Source organism: Delftia sp. HK171 (assembly GCF_001886655.1).
Classification (GTDB): domain Bacteria; phylum Pseudomonadota; class Gammaproteobacteria; order Burkholderiales; family Burkholderiaceae_C; genus Comamonas; species Comamonas acidovorans.
In genome coordinates, this window is record NZ_CP018101.1 from 2,518,194 (window position 1) to 2,535,215 (window position 17,022).

18 protein-coding genes are annotated in these 17,022 nt (G+C 64.3%); 6 read left to right on the top strand and 12 right to left on the bottom strand.

What is annotated here, in order from left to right; all coding sequences use genetic code 11:
• Positions 1 to 169: 169 nt before the first annotated feature.
• The 9 genes from BO996_RS11390 to BO996_RS11430 form a co-directional block, all read right to left on the bottom strand.
• A complete protein-coding gene (locus BO996_RS11390; protein WP_071954789.1) occupies positions 170 to 679 on the bottom strand; it encodes a hypothetical protein in 510 nt (169 codons plus the stop codon).
• The gene (locus BO996_RS11395) at positions 676 to 1,329 is read right to left on the bottom strand and encodes a peptidoglycan recognition protein family protein (RefSeq protein ID WP_232240515.1); all 654 of its coding nucleotides are present in this window, start codon (positions 1,327 to 1,329) and stop codon (positions 676 to 678) included. Before BO996_RS11395 ends, BO996_RS11390 begins: the two co-directional genes overlap by 4 nt.
• Before the next feature lie 240 nt (positions 1,330 to 1,569).
• Positions 1,570 to 2,880 carry a citrate synthase gene (locus tag BO996_RS11400; protein ID WP_012204342.1) on the bottom strand — a complete coding sequence of 437 codons (1,311 nt, stop codon included), beginning with the start codon at positions 2,878 to 2,880 and terminating at the stop codon, positions 1,570 to 1,572.
• A gap of 25 nt (positions 2,881 to 2,905) precedes the next feature.
• The gene (locus tag BO996_RS11405; RefSeq protein WP_012204343.1) at positions 2,906 to 3,205 is read right to left on the bottom strand and encodes an FAD assembly factor SdhE; all 300 of its coding nucleotides are present in this window, start codon (positions 3,203 to 3,205) and stop codon (positions 2,906 to 2,908) included.
• Positions 3,205 to 3,909, bottom strand: a complete 705-nt coding sequence (locus tag BO996_RS11410; RefSeq protein ID WP_012204344.1) for a succinate dehydrogenase iron-sulfur subunit — start codon at positions 3,907 to 3,909, stop codon at positions 3,205 to 3,207. Before BO996_RS11410 ends, BO996_RS11405 begins: the two co-directional genes overlap by 1 nt.
• Positions 3,910 to 3,936: 27 nt before the next feature.
• A complete protein-coding gene (gene sdhA / locus BO996_RS11415; protein ID WP_012204345.1) occupies positions 3,937 to 5,742 on the bottom strand; it encodes a succinate dehydrogenase flavoprotein subunit in 1,806 nt (601 codons plus the stop codon).
• 33 nt (positions 5,743 to 5,775) lie between these two features.
• The gene (gene sdhD, locus BO996_RS11420) at positions 5,776 to 6,141 is read right to left on the bottom strand and encodes a succinate dehydrogenase, hydrophobic membrane anchor protein (RefSeq protein ID WP_012204346.1); all 366 of its coding nucleotides are present in this window, start codon (positions 6,139 to 6,141) and stop codon (positions 5,776 to 5,778) included.
• A 36-nt stretch (positions 6,142 to 6,177) separates the two neighbouring features.
• Complete coding sequence (gene sdhC, locus BO996_RS11425) at positions 6,178 to 6,600, bottom strand: succinate dehydrogenase, cytochrome b556 subunit (protein ID WP_012204347.1); 423 nt, start codon at positions 6,598 to 6,600, stop codon at positions 6,178 to 6,180.
• A 134-nt stretch (positions 6,601 to 6,734) separates the two neighbouring features.
• Complete coding sequence (locus BO996_RS11430; protein WP_012204348.1) at positions 6,735 to 7,523, bottom strand: GntR family transcriptional regulator; 789 nt, start codon at positions 7,521 to 7,523, stop codon at positions 6,735 to 6,737.
• A 218-nt stretch (positions 7,524 to 7,741) separates the two neighbouring features.
• On the opposite strand from BO996_RS11430, the gene BO996_RS11435 reads away from it, so the two are divergent.
• The 5 genes from BO996_RS11435 to acnB all read left to right on the top strand — a co-directional run bounded on the left by BO996_RS11435 (position 7,742) and on the right by acnB (position 13,839).
• Complete coding sequence (locus tag BO996_RS11435; RefSeq protein WP_013803435.1) at positions 7,742 to 8,728, top strand: malate dehydrogenase; 987 nt, start codon at positions 7,742 to 7,744, stop codon at positions 8,726 to 8,728.
• A gap of 14 nt (positions 8,729 to 8,742) precedes the next feature.
• The gene (gene tam / locus BO996_RS11440) at positions 8,743 to 9,549 is read left to right on the top strand and encodes a trans-aconitate 2-methyltransferase (RefSeq protein ID WP_013803434.1); all 807 of its coding nucleotides are present in this window, start codon (positions 8,743 to 8,745) and stop codon (positions 9,547 to 9,549) included.
• A complete protein-coding gene (locus BO996_RS11445) occupies positions 9,546 to 10,565 on the top strand; it encodes an HpcH/HpaI aldolase/citrate lyase family protein (protein WP_012204351.1) in 1,020 nt (339 codons plus the stop codon). The genes tam and BO996_RS11445 overlap by 4 nt, the downstream gene beginning before the upstream one ends.
• A gap of 31 nt (positions 10,566 to 10,596) precedes the next feature.
• Positions 10,597 to 11,184, top strand: a complete 588-nt coding sequence (locus tag BO996_RS11450) for a hypothetical protein (RefSeq protein ID WP_013803433.1) — start codon at positions 10,597 to 10,599, stop codon at positions 11,182 to 11,184.
• Between the two features lie 63 nt (positions 11,185 to 11,247).
• Positions 11,248 to 13,839 (top strand): bifunctional aconitate hydratase 2/2-methylisocitrate dehydratase, encoded by a 2,592-nt coding sequence (acnB, locus tag BO996_RS11455; RefSeq protein ID WP_012204353.1) that lies wholly within the window; start codon positions 11,248 to 11,250, stop codon positions 13,837 to 13,839.
• A 76-nt stretch (positions 13,840 to 13,915) separates the two neighbouring features.
• Here the strand turns inward: acnB and BO996_RS11460 are convergent, their stop codons facing one another.
• Entirely contained in the window at positions 13,916 to 14,734 is an 819-nt protein-coding gene (locus BO996_RS11460; protein WP_047218608.1) for a helix-turn-helix domain-containing protein, read from the bottom strand.
• A gap of 131 nt (positions 14,735 to 14,865) precedes the next feature.
• Here BO996_RS11460 and BO996_RS11465 point away from each other — a divergent pair, with 131 nt between their 5' ends.
• The gene (locus BO996_RS11465; RefSeq protein ID WP_071957076.1) at positions 14,866 to 15,288 is read left to right on the top strand and encodes a hypothetical protein; all 423 of its coding nucleotides are present in this window, start codon (positions 14,866 to 14,868) and stop codon (positions 15,286 to 15,288) included.
• 343 nt (positions 15,289 to 15,631) lie between these two features.
• Here the strand turns inward: BO996_RS11465 and BO996_RS11470 are convergent, their stop codons facing one another.
• Positions 15,632 to 15,922, bottom strand: coding sequence for a hypothetical protein (locus BO996_RS11470; RefSeq protein WP_071954791.1), 291 nt, complete (start codon positions 15,920 to 15,922; stop codon positions 15,632 to 15,634).
• A 474-nt stretch (positions 15,923 to 16,396) separates the two neighbouring features.
• Positions 16,397 to 16,669, bottom strand: coding sequence for a hypothetical protein (locus tag BO996_RS11475; protein WP_043822610.1), 273 nt, complete (start codon positions 16,667 to 16,669; stop codon positions 16,397 to 16,399).
• Positions 16,670 to 17,022 lie beyond the last annotated feature (353 nt).

The window sequence follows — 17,022 nt, forward strand, 5'->3', positions numbered from 1 at the left end:
GCTGCTGCGTGAAGCAGGGGGCTTGGCTCCGGCGCTCAGGCTAGGCGGCGCAGCCGGCCAGCGGGCTGTTCACCAGGCCACCTGCCGTTGCAGCCGGGTCGGTGGAGCGTGCCTGAGCGGGGATCGGGCATCGCCGAAATGAGTTCCCAGAAGATCGAATGGAGGCGGCTCATGGAGGAAGTCTTCCCTGCCTCTTCAGCTCCTTGAGCCGTCGTTCGGTTGCGCGGTCCAGGGCGTCCTGCAGCAGGTCCATCTTGCGTTTGTTGCAGGGTTGGCAGTCGTAGAAGCTTCCAGGTACTCCAATAGGGTCCAGCTTCTTGTTGGCCTCGAAAAGATTAATACGTCCTGTGGGTTCGATTCCCATGACGATGATTTTTCCGCTCTTGAACTTGACGGACGCCCCTCCTGAACACCCTGTTCTTTCCATATATTCCCCGAAGTAGTGCTTCTCTGAAATTTTGCGCATGTGCTGCAGCGCATATCGCACATCCTCTTCGGTCAATATCACATCGTTGCAATCAAGCCAGTTTTTGTCCTCCCAAGACGAGCCACCAGAGGGCTCGAAGATTTCGATTTTCTGTACTTGCCTGACTGGGTATCTGGCATCGGCCGCATGGAGCATCGATGCCATAGCCATTGCCGAAATCACAGTCACAGTGCGAATGAGAATGAAGCTCATGGTGCCATTTCCCAGTTTGCGCCTTCTGCCTCGGACAGGTTCTTCCGGCTTACTTCAGGGTGCTTGAAGACTTCACTGGGCGATAGTTGCATGGAATCTTGCAGTGCTTCAACCAGCCATGTCAGAGCACGGTTTTGTGCCTCAGTCGGTGTGGGGTAGACGCCAAATTCTCCCCGAATCCCTTCCGGACTCAGTTCCTTTCGTCGTTGAGGGGGCTTGAACCCTTTCGGCAACACAGCCCTGCCAACCATCTCGATGCCTATGGCTTCCATGTTGCTCGGATAGCGATCGCCAGGAGCTTTCATCATCTCGATGCGGTGCATTCCCTTTACGCCCGCTCCTTCATAGTCCCTGGCCTTGCATTTCCCCACAAGCAGGCATCTCGCCTTCAGCGGGCCCACATGGTTGGCACGCTGATAGATGGCAGTAGTCTGGTAGATGGTGCCGTCCTTGTCGATCAGGAAATGCGCCCCATTGGCCTTCGGGTTCCTGTAGCTGTTGAGCGAAGACTGGGCCGTGTTGGCATCGGTCTGGTGCACGACGATGCCGGTGATGGCGGCGGTCCGCTTTCCTCTCTCGATGGCGGGGCTGCGCGCGTTCCTGACGCGCGCATGGATGAGCATTCCGTCCTTGTTGATTTCGACAGGCATGTGAGTCCCGGGGTTGCGTTGAATGGCAGCGGGCATTGCGCTGCGGCTCCATCCCGTTTGAGGGAGGGTCAACGGCCACCTTAAGGTGGATAGGCTCAATCAATGGGCATGCCACGATAGGGAAAATGGTGTTCCTAGGACTGGCGCGGCCTTCTGGAGCGGTGGGCTCGCAAATGAAAAAAGCCCCATGCAAAGGCATGGGGCTTTTGGGTGCCGGGCCGCTGAGGCCCGGACCTGCGATCAGCGCTGGCCGATCGGCTTGACGTCGCGGGACACGGAGCCCGTGAACAGCTGGCGGGGACGGCCGATCTTGTACTCGGGGTCGGCCATCTGCTCGTTGAGCTGGGCGATCCAGCCCACGGTGCGGGCCAGGGCGAAGATGCCGGTGAACAGGTTCACGGGCACGCCGATGGCGCGCTGCACGATGCCGGAGTAGAAGTCCACATTCGGGTAGAGCTTGCGCTGCACGAAGTAGTCGTCTTCCAGGGCGATCTTCTCGACTTCCTTGGCCAGGGCGAACAGGGGGTCCTTTTCCAGGCCCAGTTCGGCCAGCACTTCATTGCAGGTTTCCTGCATGAGCTTGGCGCGGGGGTCGTAATTCTTGTAGACGCGGTGGCCGAAGCCCATCAGCTTGACGCCGCTGTTCTTGTCCTTGACCTGTTCCATGAACTCGCCGACCTTGGCAACGCCGCCGTTGGCCTGCAGGTATTCCAGCATGTTCAGGCAGGCTTCGTTGGCGCCGCCGTGGGCAGGACCCCACAGGCAGGCCACGCCGGCCGAGATGGCGGCGAAGGGGTTGGTGCCCGACGAGCCGCACAGGCGCACGGTGGAGGTGGAGGCGTTTTGCTCGTGGTCTGCGTGCAGGATGAAGATGCGGTCCAGCGCGCGCTCGACCACGGGGTTCACCTTGAACTCCTCGCAGGGGTTGCCGAACATCATGCGCATGAAGTTGCCGGCGTAGCTCAGGTCGTTCTTGGGGTACATGTACGGCGCACCGATGCCGTACTTGTAGGCCATGGAGACCAGCGTGGGCATCTTGGCGATCAGGCGGATCGCGGCGATGTCGCGGTGCTCGGCGTTGTTGATGTCCATGTTGTCGTGGTAGAAGGCCGACATGCCGCCGACCAGACCCGTCAGGACGGCCATGGGGTGGGCGTCACGGCGGAAACCACGCAGGAAGAACTGCATCTGCTCGTTGACCATGGTGTGCTTGGTCACGCGCTCGACGAAGTCGGCCTTCTCGGACTCGTTGGGCAGCTCGCCGTACAGCAGCAGGTAACAGGTCTCGAGGTAGTCGCAGTTCTTGGCCAGCTGCTCGATGGGGTAGCCACGGTACAGCAGCTCGCCCTTGTCGCCATCGATGTAGGTGATGGCGGACTGGCACGAGGCGGTAGAGAGGAAGCCCGGGTCATAGGTGAACATGCCGGTCTGCGCGTACAGCTTGCGGATGTCCACCACGTCGGGACCGACGTTGCCCTGGTAGACGGGCAGCTCGACGCTGGGAGCGCCGTTGCTGAATGACAGCGTTGCTTTGTTGTCTGCGAGTTTCATTTCCAAACTTCCTTCTCTAGATTGCCTAGCCTACTAGCGGGAGAGAACCGGGCTTGCGCTTGCGCACCAGTTCCAGAACTTCCCTGATTTCTTGGGTATCGAGTTCACCTTCAGGCTCCTTGCGGCGCAAGAAGAGGTCCATCAGGTCGTTGTCTGCCAGGTCCATCAAGGCAGACAGACCGCTCGCGTGTCTCCGCGTGAGCTGGTCTCCGTAGGTGGCGAAGAACTGCGCGATGAACAGGTCGTTCTCGACCAGGCCACGCCGGCAGCGCCAGCGCAGCAGGTCTCGCTCGCGTTCGTCGAGCAGAGTATTCGTCATGGTCATCAGATGGCCCGGCGGACCATCAGTTCCTTGATCTTGCCAATGGCCTGCGTGGGGTTCAGGTGCTTGGGGCACACGTCCACGCAGTTCATGATGGTGTGGCAACGGAAGAGGCGGTACGGATCTTCCAGGTTGTCAAGGCGGTCACCCGTGGCCTCGTCGCGGCTGTCCGCGATGAAGCGGTAGGCCTGCAGCAGGCCGGCCGGGCCCACGAACTTGTCGGGGTTCCACCAGAAGCTGGGGCAGCTGGTGGAGCAGCTGGCGCACAGAATGCACTCGTACAGGCCGTTGAGCTCTTCGCGCTCTTCAGGCGACTGCAGGCGTTCCTTGGTGGGAGACGCGAAGCTGTCGTTCTGCAGGTACGGCTTGATCGAGTGGTACTGCTTGAAGAACTGCGTCATGTCCACGATCAGGTCGCGGATCACGGGCAGGCCGGGCAGGGGCTTGAGAACGATGTCGCCCTGCAGGGTCTTCATGTTCGTCAGGCAGGCCAGGCCGTTCTTGCCATTGATGTTCATCGCGTCCGAGCCGCACACGCCTTCGCGGCAGGAGCGGCGGAACGAGATGGAGGGGTCCATCTCCTTGAGCTTGACCAGGGCGTCCAGCAGCATGCGCTCGTGGCCGTCCAGCTCGACCTCGACGGTCTGCATGTAGGGCTTGGCATCCTTGTCCGGGTCGTAGCGGTAGATCTTGAAAGTGCGCTTCATTTGTCTGTTCTCTCGTGGGCTGCTGGATTAGAACGTGCGGACCTTGGGCGGCACGCTGTCCACCGTGAGGGGCTTCAGGTTCACGGGCTTGTAGTCCAGGCTGTTGGTGGCGCTGTACCACAGGGTGTGCTTGAGCCATTCCTTGTCATTGCGGCCCAGCGGGAACTCGGCGTGGTCGGCAGGATGCTCGTAGTCGTACACGGTGTGGGCGCCGCGGCATTCGTGGCGGGCAGCGGCCGAGATCATGGTGGCCTGGGCCACTTCGATCAGGTTGTCCACTTCCAGCGCTTCCATGCGGGCGGTGTTCCAGACCTTGGACTTGTCCTTGAGGGTCACGGAGCCCACGCGTTCGCGGATGGCGTTGATCTTGACTTCGCCTTCGTCCATGCTCTTTTGCGTGCGGAACACGCCGGCATGCTGCTGCATGGTGGCGCGGATGTCGCCAGCCAGGTCCTGGGCGTAGGTGCCTTCCTTGGAGTCGTCGAGCTGGTTCAGGCGCGTGAGCGTGCGCTCGGAGCCATCGGCCGGCACGGCCTTGTGGTCGCCGAAGCCGTTGACGAACTGCACGATGTGCTTGCCGGCCGACTTGCCGAAGACCAGCAGGTCCAGCAGCGAGTTCGTGCCCAGGCGGTTGGCGCCGTGCACCGACACGCAGGAGCATTCGCCCACGGCATAGAGGCCATTGACCACATTGTTCTGCTGGCCGTCCCACACCACGACCTGGCCGTTGATGTTGGTGGGAATGCCGCCCATCTGGTAGTGGATGGTGGGCACCACGGGAATCGGTTCCTTGGTGATGTCCACGTTGGCGAAGTTGTGGCCGATCTCTTCCACCGAAGGCAGGCGCTTGCGGATGGTGTCTGCACCCAGGTGGTCCAGCTTCATCAGGATGTAGTCCTTGTTGGGACCACAGCCACGGCCTTCCTTGATTTCCTGGTCCATGGAGCGGGACACGAAGTCGCGCGGTGCCAGATCCTTCAGCGTGGGAGCGTAGCGCTCCATGAAGCGTTCGCCTTCGCTGTTGAGCAGGATGGCGCCTTCGCCACGGCAGCCTTCGGTCAGCAGCACGCCCGCGCCGGCCACGCCGGTGGGGTGGAACTGCCAGAACTCCATGTCCTGCAGCGGGATGCCTGCGCGTGCAGCCATGCCCAGGCCGTCGCCGGTGTTGATGAAGGCATTGGTCGATGCCTGGAAGATGCGGCCTGCGCCACCCGTGGCCAGCAGCACGGCCTTGGCGTGCAGCTCGTACAGGTCGCCGGTTTCCAGTTCGATGGCGGTCACGCCGACCACGTCGCCCTGGGTGTTACGGATCAGGTCCAGCGCCATCCACTCCACGAAGAAGTTGGTCTTGGACTTGACGTTCTGCTGGTACAGCGTGTGCAGCATGGCGTGGCCGGTACGGTCGGCCGCGGCGCAGGCGCGCTGCACGGGCTTTTCACCGTAGTTGGCCGTGTGGCCGCCGAAGGGGCGCTGGTAGATGGTGCCGTCGGGGTTGCGGTCGAACGGCATGCCGAAGTGTTCCAGCTCGATCACGACGTTGGGCGCTTCGCGGCACATGAACTCGATCGCATCCTGGTCGCCGAGCCAGTCGGAGCCCTTGATGGTGTCGTAGAAGTGGTAGTGCCAGTTGTCCTCGCTCATGTTGCCCAGCGAAGCGGACACGCCGCCTTGCGCAGCCACGGTGTGCGAGCGCGTGGGGAAGACCTTGGACAGCGAGGCCACGGACAGGCCGGCGCGCGACAGTTCCAGCGCGGCACGCAGGCCGGAGCCGCCAGCGCCGACGATGACGACGTCAAACTTGCGCTTGGTGATGTTTGCTTTGGAGTAGCTCATTCTTAACCTTCAATCGTGGAGACCGCGTCTCTATCAGATACGCCACAGGATCTGGATGCCCCAGCCGGCGCAGCCGACGAGCCAGACCAGGGTGAAAACGTTCAGCACCAGGCGCAGGCCCACGGGCTTGACGTAGTCCATCCAGATGTCGCGCACGCCGACCCAGACGTGCCAGGCCAGCGAGACGATCACGGCGAAGGTCAGGAACTTCATCCACTGCGGGGCAAAGATGCCGGCCCACAGGTCATAGCCGACGGAGCCGGTGCTGAAGATCAGCTTGGCCAGCAGCACGATGGTGAACAGTGCCATCAGCACGCCGGTGACGCGCTGCACCATCCAGTCGCGGATGCCGTAGTGCGCACCGACCACGGTGCGCTTGGAGCCGTAATTCACGGACATGGTTCTTTTTCCTTATCGTGAGGGAGAGATCGTGAATCAGTACAGGCCGAACAGCTTGGCACCCAGGATCAGGGTCAGGCCAACGCTCAGGACCAGCACCACCAGGGCCGAGGACTTGCCGAACTGCTTGTTGACGGCGTGGTGGTTCACATCCATGAACAGGTGGCGGACGCCGGCGCAAAAGTGGTGCAGGTAGGCCCAGATCAATGCCAGGCACACGAGCTTGAGGAACCATCCGAAGGGACCCGCGAAAACCGAGGTGAAGCCGTCGAAGGAGATCTCCGAAGTCAGCGACATGTCCATCATCCACAGGATGAAAGGCAGCAGGATGAACATCAGCAGGCCGCTGATGCGGTGCAGGATGGACACGATGCCGGCCGGCGGCAACCGGTAGGTGGGGAGGTCCTTGAAGAAGTTGATGTTGCGGAACTCTGGCCGCTTTTTGGCTTGCTCAGTCATGGCAGGGTACTTTCGTGGATGTAACTGCTTCGTAATCGCTCAGGGGCGGCGATGCAAAATTCTATTGCAATGCAATAAAAACAGCTTTGCTGGGAATTGCGTATTTTCGCCCGCTTCTCTGGGGAACGGATCGTTCAGCTCAGCGCGTTGCGGTAGTGATGGGTGTCGGTGCGGTACAGGCCACGGCGTAACTCCATGGGAACATCGTTGTATGTGTAAGCGGTGCGCTCCACGCTCAGCAGGGGCGTGGTGCTGGGGACATCCAGCAGCAGGGCCTGTTCTGCCTCGGGCAGCACGGCGCGGATCTTTTCGTCGGCGCGCACCATGCGCACGCCGTAGTCCAGCTCGAACATGGCGTAGGTGGGGCCCTGGTAGGCGGACATCTGCTCGGCGGTCAGGCCCTTGAAGGCGTGGCCCGGCAGCCAGATGTCTTCCAAAATGGTCGGGATTGCGGAGAACGACAGCACGCGGCGCACATGCATCACGGCATCGCCGCTGCGCAGCGCCAGGCCGCGCGCCACGTCGGCCGATGCGCGCAGGCGCCGGCAGTCGATGATGCGGCGCTCGGCACGACCCTCGCCCTGCTGGTCGCCGCCGTCGGGCTGCAGCTTGAGGAAGCGGTACTGCACATGCTGGGCCGCGTGGGTGGCCACGAAGGTGCCCTTGCCCTGGCGGCGCATCACCAGGTTCTCTGCGGCCAGCTCGTCGATGGCCTTGCGCACCGTGCCCTGGCTCACGCGAAAGCGCGCCGCCAACTCCATCTCGCTGGGAATCAGTTCGCCGGGCCGCCATTCGCCTGCTTCAAGGCTTTGCAGTATCAGTCCCTTGATCTGCTGATACAAAGGGCTGAAGGCCGGGGTCGATGCGCCCGCGCCGATGGTGGGAGCGGCGTTGTCTGAGGCGAGGGGAGGCAGGACTGGCATGGAAAAGTTCGGGGTGGGGAGGCTCCCGGCGACGCAGATGAAAGACTTGGAAACAGACGTCGATCATATCTTATATAAGACATAAGACAAATTGACCGGGCTTCGAAATCGGGAGTACACTTTCGCGTTGTTTGCGGAGCACGGGCTGCTGGTTTCTGACGCTGGTGCGACCTGGCGCCGATAACACCTGATTTTTTCCCCATCCCTGGAGTTTCATCATGAGCAAGAAGCCCGTTCGTGTCGCCGTCACCGGTGCCGCCGGTCAAATTGGTTACGCCCTGCTGTTCCGCATCGCCTCCGGCGAAATGCTGGGTAAGGACCAGCCCGTCATTCTGCAACTGCTGGAGATTCCCGACGAGAAGGCCCAGAACGCGCTCAAGGGCGTGATCATGGAACTCGAAGACTGCGCCTTCCCCCTGCTGGCCGGCATCGAAGCCCACTCCGACCCCCTGCAAGCCTTCAAGGACACCGACTACGCCCTGCTGGTCGGCGCGCGTCCCCGCGGCCCCGGCATGGAACGTGCCGACCTGCTGGCTGCCAACGCACAGATCTTCACGGCCCAGGGCAAGGCGCTGAACGCCGCTGCCTCGCGCAACGTGAAGGTGCTGGTCGTCGGCAACCCCGCCAACACCAACGCCTACATCGCCATGAAGTCGGCTCCGGACCTGCCGGCCAAGAACTTCACCGCCATGCTGCGCCTGGACCACAACCGCGCTGCATCGCAGCTGGCTGCCAAGGCCGGCTTCAAGGTGGGCGACATCCGCAAGCTGACCGTCTGGGGCAACCACTCGCCCACGATGTACGCCGACTACCGCTTCGCCACCGTCAACGGTGAAAGCGTCAAGGCCAAGATCAACGACCAGGCCTGGAACAAGGACGTGTTCCTGCCCACCGTCGGCAAGCGTGGCGCCGCCATCATTGCCGCCCGCGGCCTGTCCTCGGCTGCCTCGGCTGCCAACGCTGCCATCGACCACATGCGCGACTGGGCCCTGGGCTCGGGCGGCGAATGGGTCACCATGGGCGTGCCCTCCAATGGCGAATACGGCATCCCCGCCGGCATCGTCTTCGGCTTCCCGGTCACCACCGAGAACGGCGAGTACAAGATCGTCGAAGGCCTGGAAATCGACGCCTTCTCGCAAGAGTGCATCGACAAGACCCTGGCCGAGCTGCAAGGCGAACAGGACGGCGTCAAGCACCTGCTGTAAGCCGCCGGCAAGCCATGCTCGACTGGAATCCCGCGCTTTACCTGCGTTTCGCCAATGAGCGTACGCGCCCCGCAGCCGAGCTGCTGGCGCGTGTGCCCTTGGCCCAGGCCCGCCATGTGGTGGACCTGGGATGCGGGCCGGGCAATTCCACCGAGCTGCTTGCACAGCGCTATGCCGGTGCCACGATCACCGGCATAGACAACTCCCAGGCGATGCTGGCCACCGCGCGCCAGCATCTGCCTGAGGCCCGCTTCGCGCTGGCCGACATTGCTTCCTGGACGCCCGCCCCCGGCGAGAGCGCTCCCGACCTGATTTATGCCAATGCCTCCCTCCAGTGGGTGGGGGAGCATGAAACGCTGATACCCCGCCTGTTCGCCCAACTGGCGCCAGGGGGCGTGCTGGCGATACAGATGCCCGACAACCGGCAGGAAGCCACGCACCGCGTGATGCGCGAGATCGCCAGCCTGCCCAAGTTTGCCGCCTACATCGGCGATGCCGCCAAGGTGCGGGCCGACATCCTGCCCATCCGCAGCTACTACGACCTGCTGGCCGGTCCGCAGGAGCAGGCCGGCGTCGAGGCCGGCGCCGTCGATGTCTGGCACACCGTCTACCAGCATCCGATGGACTCGGCCGGCGCCATCGTCCAGTGGCTGCGCGGCACCGGCCTCAAGCCCTTCGTCGAGGGCCTGCCCGAAGCCCTGCAGGCCGACTTCCTCACCGAATACGAAAACCGCGTGGACGCCGCCTACGGCGTGCGCGCCGACGGCCGGCGCCTGCTGGCCTTCCCCCGCCTGTTCATCGTCGCCCAGCGCAAGCCATGACCGCCGCCACGTCCACACCCTCTCGCGCACACCCGGCCCAGGTGCTGCTCGATGCGCAGGGCGGTGCCCTGCACCTGCCCGTCTGTGACCACTACAGCGGCGTGGAAGTGCGCATGCGCAAGAGCCTGCAGCTGCAGGCCGAGATGATGGCCGAGTTCGGCACCTGCGTCTTCGACGTCACGCTGGACTGCGAAGATGGCGCCCCCGTGGGCCAGGAGGCGGCCCATGCGCGCCTGGTGGCCTCGCTGGCGCGCGATGCCGCGCCCGGTGCCCGCGTGGCCGCGCGCGTGCATGCCGTGGACCACGCCAGCTTCGCGCAGGACCTGGACATCATCGTCGGCGAGGCCGGTGACCGCCTGTGCCACCTCATGCTGCCCAAGGTGGAAAGCGTGGACGACGTGCTGCTGGCCGAGCGGCATCTGGGTCGCCTGGGCTGCCGCGAACTGCCGCTGCATGTGCTCATCGAGTCGCCCGCCGCCGTGCACCGTGCCTTCGACATTGCCGCGCACCCGCGCGTGCAGAGCATTTCCTTCGGCCTGATGGACTTCGTCTCGGCCCATGGCGGCGCGATTCCTGCCTCGGCCATGGGCTCGGCCGGCCAGTTCGACCATCCGCTGGTCGTGCGTGCCAAGCTGGAGATCGCAGCCGCCTGCCACGCGCACGGCAAGGTGCCTTCGCACTGCGTGGTCACCGAATTCAGGAATCCACAGGCGCTGCAGGCCGCTGCCACACAGGCGTCACGGCGGCTCGGCTATACCCGCATGTGGAGCATCCACCCGGACCAGATCCGCCCCATCCTCGCCGCCTTCGCGCCCCAGGCCGACGAAGTGGCGCAGGCCGCACAAATACTTACCGCCGCCGAGGCCGCCGATTGGGCGCCCGTCAGCGTGGATGGTGTATTACATGACCGGGCGAGCTACCGCTATTTCTGGCAGTTGCTCACACGTGCCCACCAGACCGGCCAGGCGCTGCCCCCACAGGTGCAGCCCTGGTTTGCATCAGAATCACTTGCTTAGCCCACACCGGGAATTTGCAGGAGCCCAACGTATGAAGACAGCTATCGCCTCCATCCTGATCGCAGCCCCCTTGCTGGCCATGGGCCTGGGTGCCAGCGCCGCCGAGCCCGCCACCGCAAAGAAGGCGCCGGCCAAGGCCGCCGCCAAGCCTGCGGCCAAGAAGGCCCCCGCCAAGAAGGCCACCACGGCCAAGGCCGCTGCCGGCGCTGCCGCCGTCGGCGGTGCGGCCGCCGTCGCAACTGCTGCCCAACAGCCGCTGTCCGCCGAAGACCTGGCCATTTCCGAGCGCGTGCACACCGGCCGCATCCCCTGCGAGCTGGGCGCCTTCGTCAATGTGACGGCCGACCAGGCCAACCCGGGTTACTTCAACATCGACGGCAAGGGCTTCAAGTACCACATGTCGCCCGTCAAGACCTCGACCGGCACCGTGCGCCTGGAAGACAAGCATGCCGGCGCCGTCTGGCTGCAGATCGCCAACAAATCGATGCTCATGAACCAGAAGGTCGGCCAGCGCCTGGCCGACGAATGCATGAGCCCCGATCAGCTTCAGGTGGCCGAGGCCATCAAGAAGAACCCGCCTCCCAGCCTGCTGGAAGCACCCAAGCCCGCCGGCCAGTAATCCAGGCCCGGACCTGAGCGTCCCGCAAGCAGCCCCACTTTAGAAAACCATGGAGAGAGAATCATGTTGAAAGCCTACCGTGACCACGTGGCCGAACGCGCCGCGCTCGGTATCCCCCCGCTGCCGCTGGAAGCCAAGCAGGTTGCCGAACTGATCGAGCTGATCAAGAACCCGCCCGCTGGCGAGGACGCCTTCCTGCTCGACCTGCTCACGCACCGCGTTCCTCCGGGCGTGGACGATGCCGCCAAGGTCAAGGCCAGCTTCCTGGCAGCCGTGGCCCACGGTGACATCCAGGTGGCTCTCATCTCCAAGGCCAAGGCCACCGAGCTGCTGGGCACCATGGTGGGTGGCTACAACGTGCATCCCCTGATCGAGCTGCTGGACGACGCCGAAGTCGCCGGCGTGGCCGCCGATGCGCTGAAGAAGACGCTGCTGATGTTCGACTTCTTCAACGACGTGGCCACCAAGGCCAAGGCCGGCAACGCCAAGGCCCAGGAAGTCATGAAGAGCTGGGCTGACGCCGAGTGGTTCACCTCGCGCCCCGAAGTGGACAAGAAGATCACCGTCACCGTCTTCAAGGTGCCCGGCGAGACCAACACCGACGACCTGTCGCCCGCGCCCGATGCCTGGAGCCGTCCGGACATCCCGCTGCACTACCTGGCCATGCTCAAGAACACCCGTCCCGACGCGGCCTTCAAGCCCGAGGAAGACGGCAAGCGCGGCCCGATGCAGTTCATCGACGACCTCAAGAAGAAGGGCCACCTGGTCGCCTACGTGGGCGACGTGGTCGGCACCGGCTCCTCGCGCAAGTCGGCCACCAACTCCATCGTCTGGGCCACGGGCCAGGACATCCCCTTCGTGCCCAACAAGCGCTTCGGCGGCGTGACCCTGGGCGGCAAGATCGCTCCCATCTTCTTCAACACGCAGGAAGATTCGGGCTCGCTGCCCATCGAAGTCGATGTCACCAAGCTGGAGATGGGCGACGTCATCGACGTGCTGCCCTATGACGGCAAGCTGGTCAAGAACGGCGAAACCGTCGCCGAGTTCCAGCTCAAGAGCGACGTGCTGTTCGACGAAGTGCGCGCCGGCGGCCGCATCAACCTGATCATCGGCCGCTCGCTGACCGCCAAGGCCCGCGAATTCCTCGGCCTGTCTGCATCCACCGTGTTCCGCCTGCCCCAGGCGCCCGCTGCTTCGAACGCCGGCTTCACGCTGGCCCAGAAGATGGTCGGCCGCGCCGTCGGCCTGCCGGAAGGCCAGGGCGTGCGCCCCGGTACCTACTGCGAGCCGCGCATGACCACCGTGGGTTCGCAGGACACCACCGGCCCCATGACCCGCGACGAGCTCAAGGACCTGGCCTGCCTGGGCTTCTCGGCCGACATGGTCATGCAGTCCTTCTGCCACACGGCTGCCTACCCCAAGCCCGTGGACGTCAAGACCCACCGCGAGCTGCCTGCCTTCATCAGCAACCGCGGCGGCGTGGCCCTGCGTCCCGGTGACGGCGTGATCCACTCCTGGCTCAACCGCCTGCTGCTGCCCGACACCGTGGGCACGGGCGGTGACTCGCACACGCGCTTCCCCATCGGCATCTCCTTCCCCGCAGGTTCCGGCCTGGTGGCCTTCGGCGCCGCCACGGGCGTGATGCCCCTGGACATGCCCGAGTCCGTGCTCGTGCGCTTCAAGGGCGAAATGCAGCCCGGCGTCACCCTGCGTGACCTCGTGCATGCCATTCCCCTGTACGCCATCAAGGCAGGCGCGCTGACCGTGGCCAAGGCTGGCAAGAAGAACATCTTCTCGGGCCGCATCCTGGAAATCGAAGGTCTGCCCGACCTGAAGGTGGAACAGGCCTTCGAGCTGTCCGACGCCTCGGCCGAGCGCTCGGCTGCCGGCTGCACGATCAAGCTCAACCCCGAGCCGATCAAGGAGTACCTGACCTCGAACATCGTTCTGATGAAGAACATGATCGCCGACGGCTACGCCGACGCCAAGACGCTGCAGCGCCGCATCGAGAAGGTCGAAGCCTGGCTGGCCAAGCCCGACCTGCTCGAAGCCGACAAGGACGCCGAATACGCTGCCGTGTTCGAGATCGACCTGGCCGACATCAAGGAACCCATCGTCTGCTGCCCCAACGATCCCGATGACGCCAAGTTCCTGTCCGAAGTGGCCGGCACCAAGATCGATGAAGCCTTCATCGGTTCGTGCATGACCAACATCGGCCACTTCCGCGCAGCAGCCAAGCTGCTGGGCGGCCAGCGCGACATCCCCGTCAAGCTGTGGGTGGCTCCGCCCACCAAGATGGATCAGAACGAGCTGATCAAGGAAGGCCACTACGCAGCCTTCGGCACGGCCGGTGCTCGCACCGAAATGCCGGGCTGCTCGCTGTGCATGGGCAACCAGGCCCAGGTCCGCGAAGGCGCGACGGTGATCTCCACCTCGACCCGCAACTTCCCCAACCGCCTGGGCAAGAACACCAACGTGTTCCTGGGCTCGGCCGAGCTGGCCGCCATCGCATCGCGCCTGGGCAAGCTGCCCACCAAGGAGGAATACCTCAAGGAAATGGGCGTGATCGATGCCGACAAGTCCAGCGTCTACCGCTACATGAACTTCGACCAGATCGAAGAGTACGCGGACGTGGCCAGGGGCGTGAGCGCCTGAGTCCGGCCTGATCCGGCTCCATGAGCAAAGCCCGCTTCGGCGGGCTTTGCTGCTTTCTGGCTCTGTACTTTCCGGTTTACGCAGCCTGCCTCAACCGCCCCAGCACCTCCTGCGTCTGCGCATCCGCCGGAAAGAACGACTCCACGGCCAGCTCCTGCAGCGTCACATCCACCGGTGTGCCGAAGATGGTGATGGTGCTGATGAAGTTCAGGCGGCCATGGTCGGTGTCCAGCGCGAAGGGCACGGCGATGTGGCTGGCAGGTGCTGCGCCATGCGAGTCCGCTTCATCTTCCTTGAACGGGTAGGCGGCAATCTCGTCGTGCAGCGCCTGCAACTGCGCATCCGACGTGGCGGCAATCTGCTGCTGCAGGCGGTGCAGCAGATGCGCGCGCCAATGGGCTGCGTTGGCCAGGCGCGGGCCCAGGCCTTCGGGGTGCAGGCTCAGGCGCAGCACATTGACGGGTGGCTCCAGCAGCCAGGGCGCCACGCCGGCCAGCAGCAGCGGCACGATGGCGTTGGCGGCCACCAGGTTCCAGTGCCGGTCCACGGCCAGGGCGGGATTGGGTTCGTGGCCTTTGAGCACCAGGTCCACGGCCTGGCGCGCGGCGGCCAGGTCCGGGTGGTCCAGCGGCCGGGCCTGGTACATGGGCGCGTAGCCTGCGGCCACCAGCAGGGCATTGCGCTCGCGCAGCGGCACGCCCAGGCGCTCGACCAGGCGCAGCACCATCTCGCGGCTGGGCTGGGCGCGGCCGGTTTCCACATAGCTCAGGTGGCGCGTGGAGATCTCGGCCTCCAGCGCCAGGCCCTGCTGGCTCAGGCGGCGGTGCTGGCGCCAGTGGCGCAGATGGTCGCCGAAGGGCGAGCGCGCGGACGGTGGATGGGCGGTGGAGGTCATGGTCCGCATCGTAGCGGCGGGGCCGGCGTGGCGGCCATGACCTGCGAGGTTATCGACCCTGTGCAGCCTGCGGCGGACCATGCAGTCCATGGCATGCACGGTGTATGCCTGTTGCTCTCAAGGAGTTCGCCATGTCGATGTTTGCTTCCCCCCGTTTCCTGCCCCGCGTGATGTGGGTCGATGCTGCTTCCTGCGCCGCCTCGGGCGCCTTGCAACTGGTGGCGGGGCAGCCGCTGTCGGATGTGACGGGGTTGCCCCTGGCGCTGCTGCAGTCCACAGGCTGGTTTTTGCTGGGCTATGCGCTGCTGGCTGCGTGGATGGCGGCGCGCTCGCCTGTGCCGCGGCGGTTGATCGGGCTGGTGGTTGTGGGGAATTTCGGGTGGGCTGTGGGCTGTGTTGCGCTGTTGGCGTTTGGTGGGTTGGGGTTGTCTGCCTGGGGGGTGGCGTGGGTGTTGGCTCAGGCGGTGGTGGTTGTGGTGTTGGCTGAGTTGCAGTGGACTGGGTTGCGGCGCACGCGGGATGTGGTTGGCGGTGCGCGTGTTGCCATGTCATGACTACAGCGGGCTTGTTTTGACCCTGCCGGGCCGTTGTTTTTCGAGGCCGGGTCTCGGCCCGGCAGCCGACTGCCCTTTCTTGATTCGCCAAGAAAGGTCAGGTCAAAGAATGCGACCCGAATGCCCGCGACCCCTTCGCTTCGCTGCGGGGCAACCTGCGTCGGGCCGCCTGCGGGGTTCGCCGTGAAACTCACTTCGCGCTGCGCGCTACGTTCAAACAATCACGGCGAGTCAGATCACGAAGCAGTCCTGTCCTTCGGCAGGACTGCAACCCCGCAGGCGGCCCGACGCAGGCGCTGGCATACGGGGAGCTGGTGCGGGCCTTTGCTGCGCTCGGCCGGGTTCAGGGGACTGCGCTGCTTTTGACGTAGTGGGAGCAGCCCACGGCGACGACTTCGCCGCTGGTTTCGCTGGCCAGCATGTCGGCGCTGTTGCGGATGGTGCGCAGGGCGCTGGCGAGCACGTCCAGGCGGTTGCTGGTCTCGGGCGTTTCCAGCCACAGCAGGGCCATGCGGGAGAGTGCCGAGATTTCGGCACAGCCTTGCTGCACCAGGCGGTCCACCTCGGTCACGACCTGGGTGAAATGCTCGGCGCTTGGTGGGGTCTGGGTGTCATGGCTCGGCTCTCCATGCAAGGTTGAGAGAGGCCGTGGAAAGGCAAACGTTGCGCATGCTTCCGTGCTCCTAGTCGAGGCTTGAGACCACCGGGTTGCGTTTTCAAGCGCAGGCAGGTGGGCGGGATGTTGAAAACACGAGACTAGTCGTGCGGGCAGCCTTGCGGTGAGCCCCATCCCGCCCGAAATCGCACAGACGTGGGCAAGCGCCCACGAATACAGGATTCAGACGTGACAAAGCCTCGCTGACGGGGAGGCTGCACCGCTAGTCTTGGAAAAGGTGTTTTCAAGCACCGGCCCCGTGACAGGGGGCTGGTGCGGATTGTGGCATAGCGACTGGAGTTGCTCCAGCGGGGCTGGCATGACCTGGCAACTGCGGCGAGTCAGTTGACGAAGCAGTCCTGTCCTTCGGCAGGACTGCAACCCCGCAGGCGGCCCGACGCAGGCGCTGGCATACGGGGAGCTGGTGCGGGCCTTTGCTGCGCTGGGCCCGGGTCAGGGGGCTGTGCTGCTTTTGACGTAGTGGGAGCAGCCCACGGCGACGACTTCGCCGCTGGTTTCGCTGGCCAGCATGTCGGCGCTGTTGCGGATGGTGCGCAGGGCGCTGGCGAGCACGTCCAGGCGGTTGCTGGTCTCGGGCGTTTCCAGCCACAGCAGGGCCATGCGGGAGAGTGCCGAGATTTCGGCACAGCCTTGCTGCACCAGGCGGTCCACCTCGGTCACGACCTGGGTGAAATGCTCGGCGCTTGGTGGGGGTCTGGGTGTCATGGCTCGGCTCTCCGTGCAAAGGTGAGGCGGGCCATCGAGATGGATGCGATGTACATGGTTCCGTGCTCCTATTCGAGACTGAACCACCAGGCCGGGTTTTCAAGCACAGCAATGGTGGACGGGATGTTGAAAACACGAGAATAGTCGTGCGGGCAGCCTTGCGGTGAGCCCCATCCCGTCCCAAACCGTTCGGATGCAGGCAAGCGCCCACGATCCAAGCAAATCAGACGTGACAAGGCCTCGCTATCGGGGAGGCCGCTCCGCTATTCTTCAAAGGTGTTTTCAAGCACCGGCCCCGTGACAGGGGGCTGGTGCGGATTGTGGCATAGCGACTGGAGTTGCTCCAGCGGGGC